Consider the following 17,717-nt stretch of genomic DNA (forward strand, 5'->3'; position numbering starts at 1 on the left):
TTCAGCTAACGGCCTGATTAATAGGCCAATTTTGGCATCTATTCATACTGCCGCCTTTCAGCATAATTTAAACCGAGTTCGAGAATTGGCGCCCGAGTCCAAAATCTGGTCGGTTATTAAGGCACGTGCCTACGGCCATTGCTTTGATGCTGCCCTAAAAGGTCTTGCCTCTACAGATGGCTTTGCTCTATTGGATATTCAAGATGCGGCATGGTTGCGTCAACATGGCTGGAAGGGCCGAATACTGCTTTTAGAGGGCTTTTTTCATGAAAACGAGCTCAGTCTTGCGCAAGAGCTGGCCTGCGACTTAGTGGTTCATTGCGAAGCCCAAGTTGAGTGGCTTGAGCGCTTTAAAGCCAAAAACCATAAGCCATTTAATGTCTTTCTCAAAATGAATACTGGCATGAACCGTTTGGGGTTCAAGTCAGATGCTTACAGAATGGCATTTCACCGTTTGCATGCTGCTGGCTATCAGATGCACCACATGACTCATTTTGCTAATGCGGATCAGATTGATCAATCTCCGACAGTTGGCGCTCAGCAAGAGTTGTTTAACCAAACTATTGAAGGGTTGGAAGGCTCTACTTCACTGGCCAATTCTGCAGCTATTTTGTGGCATCGAAATGCATTGGGTGATTGGGTTCGTCCCGGCATCATGCTTTATGGTGCATCACCAACTGGTCTGCATGCCGATATTAAGCATGCCAATCTACAAGCGGTTATGCAGTTACATAGTGAAATTATTGATATTCAGGACCTACAAAAGGGTGATCGCATTGGTTATGGTGGTCGCTATGAAGCAACGGCAGCAATGCGTGTAGGTATCGTAGCTTGTGGTTATGCAGATGGATATCCGCGTCATGCCAAAGATGGCACACCAGTTTGGGTTGCCCAAGGCAATGAAGGCGTTGTTTGTCCTTTGGTGGGAAGAGTTTCTATGGACATGTTGGCGATTGATTTGCGCAAGGCACCTAATGCAAGGATTGGCACCGCTGTTCAGCTTTGGGGAGACAAAGTACCGGTGGATGATGTTGCGCAAATGAGTGACACGATAGGCTACGAATTACTCTGTGCCGTAGCGCCAAGAGTGCCTGTAGCCATTAAATAAAAAATCCTCCAGTACGGAGGATTTTTGCTATGTAAGTTAATACAAATAAATTACTTATTCCAGAACTGCCACCATCTACGCTCTTTTTTAACGCGTTGCCCCGTTAGCATCATCTCACTATCAGGGAAGTTCAGCTTAAATACACGTGCAGAGTCGTTACTTAATTGCGTCATGCCAAGTTTTTCGTATGACTTAGTCAAAATATAAAGCGCCTCTTCGACAGCGGGTGCGCGGTCATAATCTCGAATGACCAATTGAGCGCGATTAGCAGCAGCCAGATAGGCGCCACGTTGGTAGTAATAACGCGCTACGATGACATCTGCTTCAGCTAGAGAGTTCACGATATAGCGCATACGATCCAAGGCATCTGGCGCATATTTGCTATTAGGGAAGCGCTCAACAACTACCTTGAACGATTCAAAAGCTTCTTTAGCTGCTTTAGGATCACGTTCGCTGAGATCTTGTCCGGTAAATTTACCCAGCCATCCCAAGTCATCATTAAAGGTAATGAGACCTTTTAAGTAGTAAGCGTAATCGAGGCTCGGACTACCTTGGTGCAATTTAATAAAGCGATCAATAGCTACGAGAGCTTGAGTTTGTTCCTGAGCTTTCCAATAGCAATAAGCCGCATTAATTTGCGCTTGTTGAGAATAAGGTCCAAATGGGAAGCGAGCTTCAAGCTTTTCAAAGTATTTTCCACACTTAGCAAAGTCAGCGTCGTTTAACTTATCTGTAGCTTCTGAATAAAGTTTTGCCTCTGACCAGATATCGGTATCGTCTTTATTGCCGTCACTACCTGCGCATCCACTTAAGAGCGTTAAGGCAAAAAGTAAGGCTGAAAGTAGGGCGATGGGCATGCTGCTTAAATTGCGACTCTTCTTTTGTGTGGAAGAATTCCCAGCAAGCCTTAAACTGGCGTCTGATATTACGTCGGACATAACTGAAAGGCTCTCTAAGCGTGGCATTGCCGCAAACTCCTGAATCGAATCCCATTGATTATATCGATGATGAGGATTTCATCTCCTTAGAAATACCTTTGGAGATGGCTGGCGAGCGCTTGGACAAGGTACTGGCGGGCTCTTTGCCAGATTATTCGCGAAATCGTCTCAAGGCTTGGGTTGAGGCTGGGGCGGTTATGGTCGATGGAAAGGTCACCAAAGCCCGCTATCTCCTTAGGGGTGGTGAGAGTATTAAGGTGTTTCCACAGGAAATGCCTGAGCAATTTGCATTTAGCCCAGAAAATATCCCTCTAGATGTGGTTTATGAGGATGAAGACATTATTGTGGTTAATAAACCGCCTGGTTTAGTGGTTCACCCAGCTGCTGGGAACTGGTCCGGCACTTTGCTAAATGGACTCCTTTTTCACTATCCTGAGCTAAAAATGCTTCCTAGGGCAGGCATTGTTCATCGTTTAGATAAAGACACGTCAGGCTTGATGGTGGTGGCAAGAACATCACAAGCGCAAACCTCCTTAGTGCGCCAATTGCAAGATAGAACAGTAGGGCGTCGCTATTTAGCTTGGGTTTGGGGGGATGCGCCAAGTCAAGGGAAGGTTTTGGCTTCCGTTGGTCGTGATCAACGGGATCGCCTCAAAATGGCTGCAGGCAGCCCGCAAGGTAAGCCCGCGGCTACTTTGTTTCGTCGTTTATCCAAAGGGCTTGTAAAGGGGTCCCCGGTCACTCTGTTGGAGTGCCGACTAGAAACTGGACGTACTCATCAAATTCGAGTTCACCTAGAGTCACTAGGATTTCCATTGGTGGGCGATCCCGTCTATCGGAAAAAGACACCAGGAGTAGCAAAAGATATTCAATTTAGTCGTCAGGCCTTGCATGCTTTTGCATTGAGTCTTCAGCATCCAGTGAAAAACGAATTGATGACTTGGTTTCGACTACCACCACAGGACATATTAGATTTGTTGCCTCAATTAGAGATGGACGATGAAGTGCTTCCCAAAGAGGCTGTGGTCCTAGCCTCTATACAAAATGAATCACAAACATGAGCCTAATAAACCCTCAGTGGCAAGTGCCAGCTTCTGTAAAAGCGCAAGTTAGTACGCGAACTGGTGGGGTGAGTGCATCTCCCTTTGAATCTTTAAACTTGGGCGATCATGTCGGCGACCATATTGAAAACGTATTGGCAAATAGGGCAATCTTCACCAAGACCCTGCCTAATAAGCCTTTGTGGCTAAAGCAAACACACAGCACGGTAGTAAGCACCCCTGAAACACGTAAAACAAAATCTGGCGATGTGATCGATGCTGATGCATCAGTCACTAATATCGCGAACGAGGTCCTGGTGATCATGACTGCGGATTGTTTGCCAGCGTTGTTTACTAATTCAAAAGGAACTGTTGTTGGTGCAGCCCATGCAGGATGGAGAGGGCTTTGCGCTGGAGTTTTGGAAAACACCGTCGCTGAAATGCTTCGCCTATCTAAAGAAAGCTCGGCATCTGATTTGCTAGTCTGGCTCGGTCCTGCAATAGGGCCAGAGTCATTTGAAGTGGGCGAAGATGTTGTAAAGGCGTTTAGAGATTCTGGGTTACCTTTTTCAGAGGAGGCATTTCAGCCTATTGCTGGTAAATCTGGAAAATTTTTAGCTGATATTTATCGTTTGGCTGGCGATCGTCTGGAAGCCTGTGGAGTGACATCAATATTCGGCGGTGAATACTGCACTGTGAGAGATAGTGAGCAGTTTTTCTCATACCGACGTGATGGTGAAACAGGCAGATTTGCTTCTGCTATCTGGATAGCAAAATAATTAACACATCATTCTATGAGGGTAACTACTAGATTCTCTCTAGGGCTAGGGTTATTGCGTATAACTCTATAGTGCTTATGGGCGGAGAATGTCTCTAACTAATTGAAGAGACTATTATGTTTGCAGGCATGAATACCGGTGCAACGCCTTCTTTGGCGCCGCATCATATGGCGCTAATTCCGCCAGAGCGTTTATCTGAAATTCAAAAAGAATATTTCACGGAACTAGCGCACATCGCAACCAATCCTGAAGCGATTGAAGTTAAAGATCGTCGTTTTGCAGGAAAGGCATGGCACTCCTCATGGAGCAAAGTCATTGCCGCAACTTACTTGCTGAACTCTAAGCATTTAATGGCTTTAGCTAAAGCCGTGGAAACCGACGAAAAGTCCAAACAGAAAATTCTGTTCACAACTGAGCAGATGATTGATGCGCTTTCACCATCCAACTTTATTGCTACCAACCCAGAAGTTCTGGAGAGCATCATCAGCTCCCAAGGTCAGTCCATTCAAAAAGGGATTGTGAACTTATTGGGGGATATGAAAAAAGGCAAGGTCTCTCAAACGGACGAGTCTGCCTTTGAGGTTGGAAAAAATATTGCCACAACCGAAGGTTATGTGGTGTTCCGCAATGATCTCTTTGAATTAATTCAATACACACCATTAACTGAGCAAGTATTTGAGCGCCCCTATTTAATGGTGCCCCCTTGCATTAATAAATACTACATTCTCGATTTGCAACCAGACAATTCGGTAGTTCGACATATGGTGAGCCAGGGTCACACCGTGTTCTTGGTGTCTTGGAAAAATCCAGATGCTTCCATGGCTGAGGTCAGCTGGGATGACTATGTTGGTAAGGGCGTCATTAAAGCGATTGACGTAGTTAAAGATATTGGCGACACCAAACAAATCAATATCTTGGGATTCTGTGTTGGAGGCACCTTAACCACCTCCGCATTGGCGGTGTTGGCGGCGCGCGATGAGCATCCGGCTGCTAGCTTGACCCTATTTACTACCTTATTAGATTTCACCAATACAGGCATTCTGGATGTCTTTATTGATGAAGGCATGGTCGAGATGCGTGAGAACACCATCGGCGGCAAGGGCGGCAAGTACGGCATGATGTCTGGCTTAGACTTGGGCAATACCTTCTCTTTCTTGCGCCCCAATGATTTGGTGTGGAATTACGTTGTAGAGAATTATCTGAAAGGAAATTCGCCGCCACCATTTGATTTGCTTTATTGGAATGGCGATTCAACAAACTTGCCTGGTGCAATGTATTGCTGGTATTTGCGTCACACTTATTTGCAAAATGATTTGGTAAAACCAGGCAAAGTCAAAATTTGTGGCGAGAAGATTGATCTCGGCAAAATTAAGTGCCCAGCATATTTATATGCGTCACAAGAGGATCATATTGTTCCTTGGCAATCAGCTTATGAATCCACTCATATTCTTAAAGGCAAAAACCGATTTGTTTTAGGTGCTTCAGGACACATTGCCGGTGTAATTAATCCGCCAGCAAAAAACAAGCGCTATTACTTTGAAAACAATAAGCTTGCGCCTACAGCAGCAGAGTGGCTAGAGGGCGCCAAACAAATTCCTGGAAGCTGGTGGCCTGATTACACCAAATGGCTTGAACAATTTGGTGGCGAGAAGAAATCAGCAAGCGTTACCTTTGGTAATGCCAAGTACAAAAAAATGGAAGCAGCGCCTGGTGTGTATGTCAAAGAAAAAGCAACGCCGGAACTCGATAAATAATTAACGAAGGTTTTTAAAAGGGGAAAGTAATGTCTCAAAAAGTCGCATATGTAACTGGTGGTATGGGTGGTATTGGTACCGCTATTTGTCAACGTCTTGCTAAAGACGGCTTTAAGGTGATCGCTGGTTGTGGTCCAAATTCACCACGTAAGGACCGTTGGCTGGGTGAACAAAAGGCCCTTGGTTACGACTTCATTGCTTCTGAAGGTAACGTTTCTGACTGGGATAGCACGGTAGCTGCCTTTGAAAAGGTTAAAGCTGAAGTCGGTCGTGTAGATGTTTTGGTGAATAACGCAGGTATTACACGTGATAGCGTATTCCGCAAGATGACTCCAGATGCATGGAAAGCCGTTATTGATACCAACCTCAATTCATTATTTAACGTAACCAAACAGGTTATCGATGGCATGGTTGATAACAACTGGGGCCGCATTATTAACATTTCTTCTGTGAACGGTCAAAAAGGCCAGTTTGGTCAATGCAACTATTCAACCGCAAAAGCAGGCTTACATGGCTTCACAATGGCTTTGGCTCAAGAGGTAGCTACTAAAGGCGTTACAGTGAACACTGTATCTCCTGGTTATATCGGTACAGATATGGTTAAAGCAATCCGTGAAGATGTTTTAGAGAAGATTGTTTCTGGCATCCCTGTAAAACGTTTAGGCACTCCTGAAGAAATCGCGTCAATTTGCTGCTGGATTGCATCTGAAGATGGTGGTTACGCTACTGGTGCTGATTTCTCATTAAACGGTGGTATTCATACCGGCTAATATTGCACTGCAGCAATTATTAGAGTATTTGTAGTGCGCAACACAGCGTATTTACCTTTTGGTCAAACTAGGAATAAACTACGCTGATGTTGCGATGCAGTAAAGAGTAAGGATAAAAATGGTAACCCGTGCAAAACGAGCAGGCGAAGATCGGCTCATTAAGAAATACCCAAATCGTCGTCTCTACGATACACAGACAAGCACCTATGTCACGCTGTCAGACATCAAGAATCTAGTGATGGGCAATGAAGTCTTCAAGGTGGTTGATGCTAAGACTGAAGAAGACTTAACTCGTAACATCTTGTTGCAAATTATTCTTGAGGAAGAGGCTGGCGGTGCGCCCGTGTTCTCATCCCAAATGCTTTCACAAATCATTCGCTTCTATGGAAATTCCATGCAGGGCTTGATGGGTAATTATCTTGAGAAGACCATGCAATCATTTGTGGATATCCACAATAAGCTTGGTGATCAAACCAAAGGTTTGGGTACTGGCAGCACTCCAGAGGCCTGGTCTCAGATGATGAACTTGCAGAACCCTCTCATGCAAGGTTTGATGGGTAACTACATGGAGCAGAGTAAGGACCTCTTCATTAAGATGCAAGAGCAAATGCAGGGTTCTCAGAATCTTTTTGGCAACTTCCCATTTACGCCTCAGCCCAATAAAACTGAAAAAGAATAGTTGTGGCTGGAAAAATAGGATTTGTATCCTTAGGTTGTCCTAAGGCGCTAGTTGATTCAGAACTCATTCTCACGCAACTGAGTGCTGAGGGCTACGAGACTGCTAAAGATTATTCTGGTGCAGATCTAGTGGTGGTTAATACCTGCGGCTTTATAGATTCCGCAGTTGAAGAAAGTCTTTCTGCAATCGGTGAGGCTCTTGCTGAAAATGGCAAGGTGATTGTTACTGGTTGCTTGGGTGCCAGAAAGAATGCAGATGGCTCTGATCTTATTCAGAGTATTCACCCTAAAGTCCTTGCTGTTACAGGGCCGCACGCTACAGATGAAGTAATGCAAGCTATTCATTTGCATCTTCCCAAGCCACATGATCCATTTATAGATTTAGTTTCGCCGGCTGGCGTAAAGCTGACTCCTAAGCATTACGCTTATCTCAAGATTAGCGAAGGCTGCAATCATCGCTGTACTTTTTGCATCATCCCAAACATGCGCGGCGATTTGGTATCGCGTCCAATTGGTGAAGTATTGCTTGAGGCAAAGCGTTTATTTGAGTCGGGCGTAAAAGAATTATTGGTTGTTTCTCAAGACACTAGTGCATATGGCGTTGATATTCAGTACCGCACTGGTTTCTGGGATGGTAAGCCTGTTAAAACCAAAATGTTTGATTTGGTAAACGCCTTAAATCAAATCGCGCGTGAACATCAAGCCTGGGTGAGATTGCACTATGTCTATCCTTATCCGCATGTGGATGATGTGCTGCCACTGATGGCAGAGTTCTCAGAGCATGGTTACGGTGTTTTGCCTTACTTGGATATTCCGTTGCAGCATGCGCATCCCGACGTTCTGAAACGTATGAAGCGTCCAGCTAGCGGCGAAAAAAATATAGAACGCATCATGTCTTGGCGTAAAGCTTGTCCTGATTTGGTCATCAGAAGTACTTTCATTGCAGGCTTTCCTGGTGAGACTGAGGAAGAGTTCGAGTATTTACTCAACTTCTTGGATGAGGCGCAAATTGATAGAGCCGGTTGCTTTGCTTATTCGCCAGTAGATGGCGCTACAGCAAACCAGCTAGACAACCCCGTCCCGGATGAAATTCGTGAGGAACGACGTGCCCGCTTTATGGCAAAAGCAGAAGAAATCTCTATAAAACGACTTGCTAAAAAAATAGGCAAGCGCGTTCAGGTCATTGTTGATCGCGTGGATGAATCAGGGGGAATCGGCAGAACTATTGGCGATGCCCCTGAAATTGATGGTTTGGTGAGGGTTTTGCCTGCCAGTAAGCCCTCTAAACGCTATCGTTCCGGCGAAATCATCCGTGCAACAGTCATTAGCTCCCAAGGGCATGACCTAATAGCCGAAACTTGACGAATCGAATAAAACTATTAGTTGGATTGCTTATTTGGTAATTATTTAGTGCAGTGTCAGCCCAATAAAAGGGCTTAGCAAAGGGGATTGATATGAGTCGTGAAGTCGTTGTCTTAAGTGCAGTACGTTCTGCAATTGGCACTTTTAATGGTTCACTTAGCAGCTTTGAGCCTTCTGAGCTCGGCGGCATTGTGATGAAAGAGGCCGTTGCACGCTCTGGTGTAGATCCAGCGTTAATTAATTATGTGACCGTAGGAAATACGATTCCTACAGATAGTCGCTACGCTTATGTTGCTCGAGTAGCATCGATTCAAGCGGGTCTTCCAATGGAATCCGTTGCGATGGCCTTGAATCGTTTATGCAGCTCCGGCTTGCAAGCGATCGTGACCACTGCTCAGCAAATTATGTTGGGTGATTGTGATTATGGTGTTGGCGGTGGCGTTGAGGTAATGTCACGCGGCATGTATGGTTCACCAGCAATGCGCAGCGGTGCACGTATGGGTGATACCAAGATGCTTGACTTGATGGTTGCTGTTTTAACTGACCCATTTGGCGTTGGCCATATGGGCGTTACAGCAGAAAACCTGGTTGAGAAATGGAAGCTCACCCGTGAAGAGCAAGATGCTCTTGCGGTTGAATCCCATCGTCGTGCTGCGAATGCAATTAAAGAAGGCCGTTTCAAATCTCAGATCGTTCCAATCACCATCAAAACCCGTAAGGGTGATGTAGTGTTTGATACTGATGAGCACGTCAAGCCAGATACCACTTTGGAAACACTTGGCAAGATGAAGGCCGTGTTTAAGAAAGAAGGCGGTTCTGTTACTGCTGGTAACGCATCAGGCATTAATGATGGTGCTGCATTCTTCGTCTTGGCAGATGCTGAGACGGCTAAAAAAGCCGGACACAAGCCAATCGCACGTTTAGTATCTTATGCAGTTGCTGGTGTGCCAAACCACATCATGGGTGAAGGCCCAATTCCTGCAACTAAATTGGCTCTCGAGCGCGCTGGCCTCAAATTGGATCAAATTGATGTGATTGAGTCTAACGAAGCTTTTGCTGCGCAAGCTTTGGCTGTGACTAAGGGCTTGGGTTTAGACCCAGCTAAGACCAACGTGAATGGTGGGGCGATTGCATTGGGCCACCCAATTGGTTGTTCTGGTGCGGCCATTGCAACCAAGGCAATTCATGAGCTACACCGTGTTCAAGGTAAATATGCTTTGGTAACAATGTGTATTGGTGGCGGTCAAGGTATTGCTACTATTTTTGAGCGTCTCTAAAAGAATTACCCTGATCTCTTGGGTAAAAGCTTAAGAGATCAGTAGTAAAGCAGCATCTAAGCCGACTCGGTCAAAAGCCGCGTCGGCTTTTTCTTTGACAACAGGTTTTGCTTGGTAGGCAATGCTAATACCAGAGCCATTCATCATGATCAAATCATTTGCACCATCGCCCATGGTGATGGAATTTGCTTTAGTGCAACCAAGTCGTGCGCATGCGGCATCTAAATGAGCCGCCTTTGCTGCGCCATCGACGATGTCACCAAGTACTCTGCCGGTCAATTTGCCGTCAATAATTTCTAAGGTATTAGCTTGGGTTTGTTTGAAGCCTAATTGCTGGCGTAACTTCTCTGTAAAGAAGGTAAACCCACCGGAAACTAAGAGTGTATAAATGCCGCGCTCATGGGCTCCAGCCAAAAGCTCAGCAGCACCAGGGTTAGGGCGCAGACGTTCTCGATAAACGGATTCAAGCGCATCTGCATGAACGCCTTCAAGGAGTGCCACACGCTTCCTAAGACTTTCTTGAAAGTCCTTGATTTCCCCACGCATGGTAGCTTCGGTAATTTCAGCTACTGCCGACTTCTTGCCAGTGAAATCTGCAATCTCATCAATGCATTCAATATTGATCAGTGTTGAGTCCATATCCATTGCGAGCACGCGAATATCTTGCGGCACGAGATCTGGTTTCAAGAAGCAGAGGTCAGCATTAAACCTTGCAGTTAAGGCGCGCAGTTGCTCACGTTGAGCTGTTTCAATATGCGCGTTTGATTCAAAACGTTCTGAAAAATAAGCACCATTGCTTACTTGGCCGCCAATGGAGTGCAGAGAGACGCCATGCTGCAAGGCTTGATCTTTTAGTGAAAAGATCAGTTTTTCAGATAAGGGGTCTCTGGATATCGCTACAAGTACTTGATTGCTCATGGCTTAATCATAATCGGATTATTGACCTGTCTTCATTGGGCTTAAAACAGCGGATTCATTCAGGCGCCTGAGGATATTCCTAATAGCATCAAGGCGTTGCTCTAATTTTTCAAACTCACGGTCTTTTTGAGGCAGCACTTTTAACTTATCTTGACCATTGAGTTGAATATATTTTGATGATTGGATCAGTTGGATGATCTTCATAGGATCAATCGGTGGATTCGGAATAAATTGAATCTGAATAGACATTGGTGTTGCGTCGATCTTTTTAATGCCAAAACCTGTCATTTCTAGGCGTAAACGGTGTGTTTCATAAAAAGATTTCGCTTGATCTGGCAAATCGCCAAATCGATCCACCAGTTCCTCGCGCAAACCCATTAATTCAGAGAAGTCATGAGTACTGGCAAAGCGTTTGTACAAAGAGAGTCGCTCATGGACATCGGGACAGTAATCGTCTGGTAGCAGGGCGGGTACGCCAAGATTTACATCTGTTGTCGCTTGGAGCGGTGAAAGGAGATCTGGCTCTTTACCGCTACGCAATGATTTCACGGCGCGATTGAGCATCTCGGTATAGAGCTGAAAGCCAATCTCATGAATTTCACCCGATTGTTTATCACCCAAAACTTCACCAGCACCACGAATTTCTAGGTCATGCATTGCCAAATAGAACCCAGAGCCCAATTCTTCCATTGCCTGAATCGCATTCAAGCGCAACTGCGCTTGCTTGCTGAGCGCTTCCGGATCTGGGACGAGCAGATAGGCATAAGCCTGGTGATGTGAGCGGCCTACACGTCCACGCAATTGGTGAAGCTGGGCTAGTCCAAACTTATCTGCACGATGCATGATGATGGTATTTGCCGTAGGAACATCAATGCCAGTTTCAATAATAGTCGTGCACAACAAGATATTGGTACGCTGTGTAACAAACTCGCGCATAACGGATTCAAGTTCACGTTCATGCATTTGTCCATGGGCTACGCTAATGCGCGCCTCTGGAATCAATTCTTGTAAAGCGTGTTTGCGATTCTGAATGGTCTCTACTTCGTTGTGCAAGAAATAGACCTGGCCACCACGTTTAATTTCACGCAGCACGGCTTCACGTATGACGCCATCGCCTTCACGGCGCACAAAAGTCTTAATTGCTAAGCGTTTCTGAGGGGCGGTGGCAATGATGGAAAATTCTCTCAAGCCTTCCATTGCCATACCCAAAGTTCTGGGAATTGGGGTGGCAGTAAGCGTCAAGATGTCTACTTCAGCGCGAAGAGCCTTGAGAGCATCTTTTTGGCGGACACCAAAGCGATGTTCTTCATCAACAATCACTAATCCTAAATTTGCAAACTGCGTCTCTTTGGAAAGCAGCTTGTGGGTTCCAATAATGATGTCAGCCTCACCTTTAGCGATGGCTTCTAAGGCTGCATTAATTTCTTTTGTCGTTTTAAAACGGGATAACTCAACGATGCGAACAGGCCAATCGGCGAAACGATCTTTCCAGGTGGCAACGTGTTGTTCAGCAAGCAGGGTAGTCGGAGCCAAGATAGCCACTTGTTTACCGCCCATTACAGCAATAAAACTAGCACGCAAGGCTACTTCAGTCTTTCCAAAGCCAACATCACCACAAACCAAGCGATCCATTGGTGTACCGCTAGTCATGTCACCAATCACGGCGGCAATGGCATTAGCTTGATCGGGAGTTTCTTCAAAGCCAAAGCTTTCGGCAAAAGCGGCATAGTCATGGGCCGAGAATTCAAAGGCATGACCCTTACGAATGGCCCTTGCAGCATATAAACCTAGCAATTCTGCAGCTGTGTCACGAATTTGCTGAGCCGCCTTACGTTTTGCCTTGTCCCACTGGCCTGAGCCTAATTGATGAAGTGGTGCTGAATCCGGATCTGAGCCAGCATAACGTGTCACCATTTCTAACTGCTGAACAGGCACATACAAAGTGGCTTGACCTGCATATTGCAAATGCAAGAACTCTTCGAAAATAGGCGCTTCTTTAGGCGGCGCAAGATTTAATAGTACCAAGCCTTGATAACGCCCAATACCGTGCTCAGCGTGCACTACCGGATCGCCTATCTTGAGTTCCGACAGATCCTTAAATAGCATGTCAGGATCGGCATTCTCGTTAGCTTTGCCTTTGCGTCGTTGTCTTGCGGTAGTAGTAAATAGCTCTGCTTCAGTAACGACGATGAGATTTTCTCTTGGCCAAGAGAAGCCGTTAAAGAGTGGCGCCGTTACCAAGCCAAATAGCGAGCCACTCTTAATGAAATCGGCAATGCTATCGAAGCCCTCAGGCTTTAATGGGTAGAGGGGTTTGCCATCTAAACCAGCAACTGAATTACTTTCTTCGAAAAGCTGTCGAATAGATTCTTTGCGTCCCGCACTATCGCTACATATTAGGACACGTGTTTTTTCTGCTGCAACTATTTTGCGTAAACGGTTAATGGGATCTGCATCTCGACGATGCACAGCAATATCTGGTACCGCCGAAAACTCGTTTTGTTCAGAACCTTCTTTTTCAAAAGCTAAACGTGCATACGGTTTAGATGTTGTAAAAAATTCATCAACATCTAAAAATAATTCCTTAGGCGGAAGGATGGGGCGATCTAAATCATGTTTTAGAAACTCATAACGTGAAAGCGTATCTTTCCAAAAGCTCTTGATAGTTTCTTCAACATCACCAATGCTGACTAGCCAAACGGGGTCACCAGACCTAGGGAAGTAGTCAAATAGATTGGATTGCTCTTCAAAAAAGAGTGGCAAGTAGGATTCGATTCCGGCGCTAGGTATGCCTAGGTTGGCATCCTTATAAATAGAGCAGCGACTTGGATCACCTTCAAAAACTTCCCGCCAGCGTCCTCTGAATGCGGTACGAGAAGTGTCATCGAATGGGAATTCGTGCCCTGGCAGCAGGCGTATTTCTTTTACTGGGTATAGGCTGCGTTGCGTATCGGGATCAAATGCACGTATTTGCTCAATCTCATCGCCAAATAAATCCAATCGATAAGGAAGATTTGATCCCATAGGAAATAAATCGAACAAGCCACCGCGAATACTGTATTCACCAGGGCGCATTACTGCACTTACTGGATCGTAACCAGCTTGTTGTAACTGCAGCTTTAATGCTGCCTCATTGAGTTTGTCACCTTGCCTAAAGAAAAAGGTGTGGCCTGACAGAAAACCAGGGGGACCCAGTCTCTGAAGAGCGGTTGTAACAGGGACCAAAACAATGTCACAGCTGCCATTGAGCAATTCATAAAGAGTAGCAAGTCTTTCTGATACCAAGTCTTGATGCGGTGAAAAATGGTCATAGGGAAGAATTTCCCAATCAGGCAGAAGTCTGGTTTTTAGTTGAGGAGCAAAAGCGGGGATTTCCTCTAGCAGGCGTTGGGCTTCTTGTGCTTGAGCACAAAAAATCACCATCACTGAGAATTTGTCGCGATAGCGAAGGGCGTTTTGCGCTATTAGGGCGGCATCTGCTGAGCCAACTAGCCCTGAAAAGGTAAAGCGCTGCCCAGCCCGGGGAGCGGGTATAGGGGGTGCTAGATTTAATGCATCAGACATCTAGGCTCATTATAGAATCAGGTATGGCTTCCGGAAATCCCTCAAACAAGAAATGCCACGCGCTTTTGCCGACAGCGGGCACTGGTTCACGTCTTGGCGGTGAGCTGCCTAAGCAATTTCAGCAATTGGCAGGAAAGCCAATGCTTTGTTACGCAATAGAGGCTTTTTCAAACACCCCTCAAATTGAATCAATTTGGATTGGCGTTAGCCCCGGCTTTATAGATAACCCCATTTTGCAAACGATTGCCAATGGCGCCAAGGGAATTCAATTTTTACCAACCGGTGGCCCAACCAGGCAAGAAACAGTCAGAAATACTTTGGCGGCAATGCTCAAAGCAGGCATTGCTGAGGATGACTGGATATTGGTTCACGATGCTGCTAGACCGGGCATCACACCAGCGCTCATTGAGAAATTAATCAACGCTGTTCAGACGTCCAATGCCGGCGGTATTTTGGCTGTGCCTTTGGCGGACACATTAAAGCAAGCAGATCTGGACTCAGTCATCGCTGGCAACATCCCGCACTCTGAAAGAACGATTCCACGTGAACATCTGTGGCAGGCGCAAACTCCTCAGATGTTTGGCTTAAAGCAGTTGCATGACGCTCTAGAAAACGCTATTCGTCTTGAGTCTGACGTTACTGATGAGGCTAGTGCAATTGAGTTGGTCGGTGCTAAGCCTCTACTGATAGAGGGCGCTGCTCGCAACTTTAAAGTTACTCATCCCGCCGATTGGGATTTAATGCAATTGCTTTTAAGCTCAGCCACTCGATAAAGAACCAGAATGACCCAAAGCGCTCCCCACATTCCTCAATTTCGTATTGGTCAAGGGTATGACGTTCATGCCCTGGTTGCTGACCGCAAACTCATTCTAGGCGGCGTTCATGTCCCGTATGAGAAGGGTTTATTGGGTCATTCCGATGCTGATGCGCTATTACATGCCCTAACGGATGCCTTATTAGGAGCCGCTGGTTTAAATGACATTGGACAGCTTTTCCCAGATACGGACCCCCAGTTCAAGGATATGGATAGCCGGATTTTGCTCAGGGCCGCACTCCAAAAGGTTCAGGCAGCAGGGTTCCAAATTGGCAATGTGGATGCCACCATTATTTGCCAAAAGCCTAAATTGGCTGATTTTTTGCCCGAAATGGTCCGTAATATTGCATCTGATTTGGCCGTTACCCCCAGCCATGTCAACCTCAAGGCCAAGACCAACGAATCTCTCGGGCACCTAGGCAGGGGAGAGGGCATCGCTGTCCATGCGGCAGCTTTGCTCTACAAGGCCTAAAACAATCTCTAAAACCCTAGGCATTGTAGAATTACGGTCTTTAGAGTGAAGTCTAGGCTTGGCAGTTTGCGGATATTCGCGAGGATGGCGAAATTGGTAGACGCACCAGGTTTAGGTCCTGACGCCAGAAATGGTGTGGGGGTTCGAGTCCCCCTCCTCGCACCACAAGATTGCTACTTGGCTTGGACTTCACATTTCCAGATCTTCAATTAAGAGACGAGAATGGCTGTGCAGATAGAAAATTTAGGTTCACTAGACCGCAAAATGACTTTGGAATTCGCTCGTGCCGATTTGGCGAAAGCGCGTGAAGCCCGTTTGGCTAAAGTTGGTAAGACCATGAAAATGGCTGGCTTTCGCCCTGGCAAAGTTCCAAAGAACCTCGTTGAAAAACAGCACGGCATGCAAGTCGATTTCGAGTTGCAATTCGATAAAGCAGCTGAAATGTTTTATGAGCTAGCCCAAAAAGAGGGCGTTGCTTTAGCTGGTCAACCACGTCTTGAGCCAAAGAGTGAGATTAATGCTGACAAGATTGTTTTTGATGCTTTCTTCGAAGTCTTGCCTGAAGTAAAAATTGGCGACTTTTCCAAGGCTGAGGTTACTAAGTATGTAACCGATATTGGTGAAGCTGAAATTGATCGCGCATTAGATGTATTGCGAAAGCAGCAAGTACATTACCACCCACGCGGTGAGGCTGGTGCCCATGGCGACGGCGGCTCCAATACTGCGGCGCAAAATGGTGACCAAGTGGTTATTGATTTTGTTGGCAAAATCGATGGCGTTGAATTCGCTGGTGGTAAAGCTGAAAACTTCGAATATGTATTAGGCGAAGGTCGCATGCTTCCTGAGTTTGAGGCTGCAACTTTAGGTCTAAAAAAAGGCGAAAGCAAATCATTCCCATTAAGCTTTCCAGCTGATTACCACGGTAAAGATGTTGCAGGCAAAACAGCTGAGTTCACGATTACTGTGAAATCAGTTAACTGGCCACATTTACCAGCAGTTGATGATGCATTTGCATTGTCATTGGGTGTTACTGAAGGCGGCGTTGCAAAGATGCGCGCTGAAGTCAAAGAGAATTTAGATCGCGAAGTAAAGCGTCGCATTACTTCACTAATGAAAAACGAAGTGATGGATAAGCTCAACAGCTTGTGTGAATTAGACGTTCCTAAATCATTGGTTGCTTCTGAGCAAGAGCGTTTGGTTGAAGGTGCACGTCAAGACCTGATGCAGCGTGGCGTTCCTAATGCTAAAGATGCACCAATTCCTGCGGAGATTTTTGCTGAGCAGGCTACTAAGCGCGTTCGTCTTGGTTTGATCTTAAGTGAGTTAGTTAAAAAGCAAAACTTGGCAGCTACCGCCGATCAAATTAAGGCTGAAATTGATGAGCAGGCAGCTACATATGAAGATCCAAAGGAAGTAGTTCGTTGGTTCTACAGTAATCCAAGCCGTTTAAAGGATATCGAGAACCTGGTCCTTGAAGATAACGTCATCAAATATTTCACATCTCAAGCTAAAGTAAGCGATAAGGCTGTGACCTTTGAAGAACTCAGCAAGCTAAACTAAGTAATCCACTTACCTATAAGAGGTTTCAAAATGATCCACAATCACTCTCAGTCTGAAAATCTAGAACCAAAAGGCTTGGGCTTGGTTCCTATGGTGATTGAAACCTCTGGTAGAGGTGAGCGTGCTTACGACATCTACTCCAGATTATTGCGTGAGCGCGTTGTTTTTTTGGTTGGCGAAGTAAACGACCAAACTGCTAACTTGGTGATTGCTCAGTTACTGTTCCTTGAGAGCGAGAACCCCGATAAAGAAATTTCTCTGTACATCAACTCTCCTGGTGGATCTGTATCTGCAGGTTTGGCTATTTACGACACCATGCAATTTATCAAGCCGCATGTAAGTACTTTGTGCATGGGTATGGCTGCAAGTATGGGTGCATTCTTGTTGTGCGCTGGTGAAAAAGGAAAGCGTTATGCGCTCCCAAATTCACGTGTGATGATCCATCAGCCTTTGGGTGGTGCGCGTGGCCAAGCATCTGATATTGAAATTCAAGCCCGTGAAATTTTGTACTTGCGCGAACGACTCAACAAGATTTTGGCTGACCGCACTGGTCAATCGATTGAAACAATTGCAAAAGATACTGACCGCGATAACTTTATGTCGGCTGATCAAGCCCGTGATTATGGTTTGATCGATAAGGTTATCGAGAAGCGCCCTTAATTTTCTTATTCATTATTTACAGA

General features: G+C 45.7%; 15 protein-coding genes and 1 tRNA gene. 13 read left to right on the forward strand and 3 right to left on the reverse strand.

Annotated features, from left to right (window positions below):
- The first annotated feature begins 16 nt into the window (after nucleotides 1–16).
- Nucleotides 17–1,108, forward strand: coding sequence for an alanine racemase (alr, locus tag JaK3_RS07200; protein ID WP_068323685.1), 1,092 nt, complete (start codon nucleotides 17–19; stop codon nucleotides 1,106–1,108).
- 50 nt (nucleotides 1,109–1,158) lie between these two features.
- On the opposite strand, the gene JaK3_RS07205 is transcribed toward alr, so the two are convergent.
- A complete protein-coding gene (locus tag JaK3_RS07205) occupies nucleotides 1,159–1,965 on the reverse strand; it encodes an outer membrane protein assembly factor BamD (RefSeq protein WP_240480912.1) in 807 nt (268 codons plus the stop codon).
- Nucleotides 1,966–2,066: 101 nt separating this feature from the next.
- Here JaK3_RS07205 and JaK3_RS07210 point away from each other — a divergent pair, with 101 nt between their 5' ends.
- The 7 genes from JaK3_RS07210 to JaK3_RS07240 all read left to right on the forward strand — a co-directional run bounded on the left by JaK3_RS07210 (nucleotide 2,067) and on the right by JaK3_RS07240 (nucleotide 9,706).
- Entirely contained in the window at nucleotides 2,067–3,107 is a 1,041-nt protein-coding gene (locus tag JaK3_RS07210; RefSeq protein ID WP_205627520.1) for an RluA family pseudouridine synthase, read from the forward strand.
- Nucleotides 3,104–3,865 carry a peptidoglycan editing factor PgeF gene (gene pgeF, locus JaK3_RS07215; RefSeq protein ID WP_068322792.1) on the forward strand — a complete coding sequence of 254 codons (762 nt, stop codon included), beginning with the start codon at nucleotides 3,104–3,106 and terminating at the stop codon, nucleotides 3,863–3,865. Before JaK3_RS07210 ends, pgeF begins: the two co-directional genes overlap by 4 nt.
- A 116-nt stretch (nucleotides 3,866–3,981) precedes the next feature.
- Nucleotides 3,982–5,619, forward strand: a complete 1,638-nt coding sequence (phaC, locus tag JaK3_RS07220) for a class I poly(R)-hydroxyalkanoic acid synthase (RefSeq protein WP_068322795.1) — start codon at nucleotides 3,982–3,984, stop codon at nucleotides 5,617–5,619.
- 29 nt (nucleotides 5,620–5,648) lie between these two features.
- Nucleotides 5,649–6,389 (forward strand): 3-ketoacyl-ACP reductase, encoded by a 741-nt coding sequence (locus JaK3_RS07225; RefSeq protein ID WP_068322797.1) that lies wholly within the window; start codon nucleotides 5,649–5,651, stop codon nucleotides 6,387–6,389.
- Nucleotides 6,390–6,507: 118 nt separating this feature from the next.
- Entirely contained in the window at nucleotides 6,508–7,068 is a 561-nt protein-coding gene (gene phaR / locus JaK3_RS07230) for a polyhydroxyalkanoate synthesis repressor PhaR (protein WP_068322800.1), read from the forward strand.
- Between the two features lie 2 nt (nucleotides 7,069–7,070).
- Nucleotides 7,071–8,429 (forward strand): 30S ribosomal protein S12 methylthiotransferase RimO, encoded by a 1,359-nt coding sequence (rimO, locus tag JaK3_RS07235; protein ID WP_068322803.1) that lies wholly within the window; start codon nucleotides 7,071–7,073, stop codon nucleotides 8,427–8,429.
- Nucleotides 8,430–8,521: 92 nt separating this feature from the next.
- Nucleotides 8,522–9,706 (forward strand): acetyl-CoA C-acyltransferase family protein, encoded by a 1,185-nt coding sequence (locus JaK3_RS07240; protein ID WP_068322806.1) that lies wholly within the window; start codon nucleotides 8,522–8,524, stop codon nucleotides 9,704–9,706.
- A 30-nt stretch (nucleotides 9,707–9,736) separates the two neighbouring features.
- Here the strand turns inward: JaK3_RS07240 and serB are convergent, their stop codons facing one another.
- Together serB and mfd are read right to left on the reverse strand one after the other, a co-directional pair.
- Complete coding sequence (serB, locus tag JaK3_RS07245; RefSeq protein ID WP_068322809.1) at nucleotides 9,737–10,624, reverse strand: phosphoserine phosphatase SerB; 888 nt, start codon at nucleotides 10,622–10,624, stop codon at nucleotides 9,737–9,739.
- Nucleotides 10,625–10,642: 18 nt separating this feature from the next.
- On the reverse strand, nucleotides 10,643–14,188 hold the full coding sequence (gene mfd, locus JaK3_RS07250) for a transcription-repair coupling factor (RefSeq protein ID WP_068322812.1): 3,546 nt from the start codon (nucleotides 14,186–14,188) through the stop codon (nucleotides 10,643–10,645).
- A 23-nt stretch (nucleotides 14,189–14,211) separates the two neighbouring features.
- Here mfd and ispD point away from each other — a divergent pair, with 23 nt between their 5' ends.
- The 5 genes from ispD (at nucleotide 14,212) to clpP (ending at nucleotide 17,694) form a co-directional block, all read left to right on the forward strand.
- Nucleotides 14,212–14,961 (forward strand): 2-C-methyl-D-erythritol 4-phosphate cytidylyltransferase, encoded by a 750-nt coding sequence (ispD, locus tag JaK3_RS07255; RefSeq protein WP_068322815.1) that lies wholly within the window; start codon nucleotides 14,212–14,214, stop codon nucleotides 14,959–14,961.
- A gap of 9 nt (nucleotides 14,962–14,970) precedes the next feature.
- Nucleotides 14,971–15,474: a 2-C-methyl-D-erythritol 2,4-cyclodiphosphate synthase gene (gene ispF, locus JaK3_RS07260; protein ID WP_068322818.1), complete on the forward strand. Its 504-nt coding sequence runs from the start codon at nucleotides 14,971–14,973 to the stop codon at nucleotides 15,472–15,474.
- A 78-nt stretch (nucleotides 15,475–15,552) separates the two neighbouring features.
- Nucleotides 15,553–15,639, forward strand: a tRNA-Leu gene (locus tag JaK3_RS07265).
- Between the two features lie 57 nt (nucleotides 15,640–15,696).
- Entirely contained in the window at nucleotides 15,697–17,034 is a 1,338-nt protein-coding gene (gene tig / locus JaK3_RS07270; RefSeq protein ID WP_068322821.1) for a trigger factor, read from the forward strand.
- Nucleotides 17,035–17,064: 30 nt separating this feature from the next.
- The gene (gene clpP / locus JaK3_RS07275; protein WP_068322825.1) at nucleotides 17,065–17,694 is read left to right on the forward strand and encodes an ATP-dependent Clp endopeptidase proteolytic subunit ClpP; all 630 of its coding nucleotides are present in this window, start codon (nucleotides 17,065–17,067) and stop codon (nucleotides 17,692–17,694) included.
- The last annotated feature ends 23 nt before the right edge of the window (nucleotides 17,695–17,717 follow it).

The sequence above is a fragment of the Polynucleobacter yangtzensis genome (genome assembly GCF_001595965.1).
Lineage (GTDB): Bacteria > Pseudomonadota > Gammaproteobacteria > Burkholderiales > Burkholderiaceae > Polynucleobacter > Polynucleobacter yangtzensis.

Bases quoted from the DNA above. Each gene is read 5' to 3' on its own strand.
- serB (WP_068322809.1), bottom strand. From the start codon at position 10,624: ATGAGCAATCAAGTACTTGTAGCGATATCCAGAGACCCCTTATCTGAA.
- tig (WP_068322821.1), top strand. From the start codon at position 15,697: ATGGCTGTGCAGATAGAAAATTTAGGTTCACTAGACCGCAAAATGACT.
- mfd (WP_068322812.1), bottom strand. From the start codon at position 14,188: ATGTCTGATGCATTAAATCTAGCACCCCCTATACCCGCTCCCCGGGCT.
- JaK3_RS07205 (WP_240480912.1), bottom strand. From the start codon at position 1,965: ATGCCCATCGCCCTACTTTCAGCCTTACTTTTTGCCTTAACGCTCTTA.
- phaR (WP_068322800.1), top strand. From the start codon at position 6,508: ATGGTAACCCGTGCAAAACGAGCAGGCGAAGATCGGCTCATTAAGAAA.
- JaK3_RS07240 (WP_068322806.1), top strand. From the start codon at position 8,522: ATGAGTCGTGAAGTCGTTGTCTTAAGTGCAGTACGTTCTGCAATTGGC.
- ispD (WP_068322815.1), top strand. From the start codon at position 14,212: ATGGCTTCCGGAAATCCCTCAAACAAGAAATGCCACGCGCTTTTGCCG.
- pgeF (WP_068322792.1), top strand. From the start codon at position 3,104: ATGAGCCTAATAAACCCTCAGTGGCAAGTGCCAGCTTCTGTAAAAGCG.
- clpP (WP_068322825.1), top strand. From the start codon at position 17,065: ATGATCCACAATCACTCTCAGTCTGAAAATCTAGAACCAAAAGGCTTG.
- phaC (WP_068322795.1), top strand. From the start codon at position 3,982: ATGTTTGCAGGCATGAATACCGGTGCAACGCCTTCTTTGGCGCCGCAT.
- ispF (WP_068322818.1), top strand. From the start codon at position 14,971: ATGACCCAAAGCGCTCCCCACATTCCTCAATTTCGTATTGGTCAAGGG.
- JaK3_RS07225 (WP_068322797.1), top strand. From the start codon at position 5,649: ATGTCTCAAAAAGTCGCATATGTAACTGGTGGTATGGGTGGTATTGGT.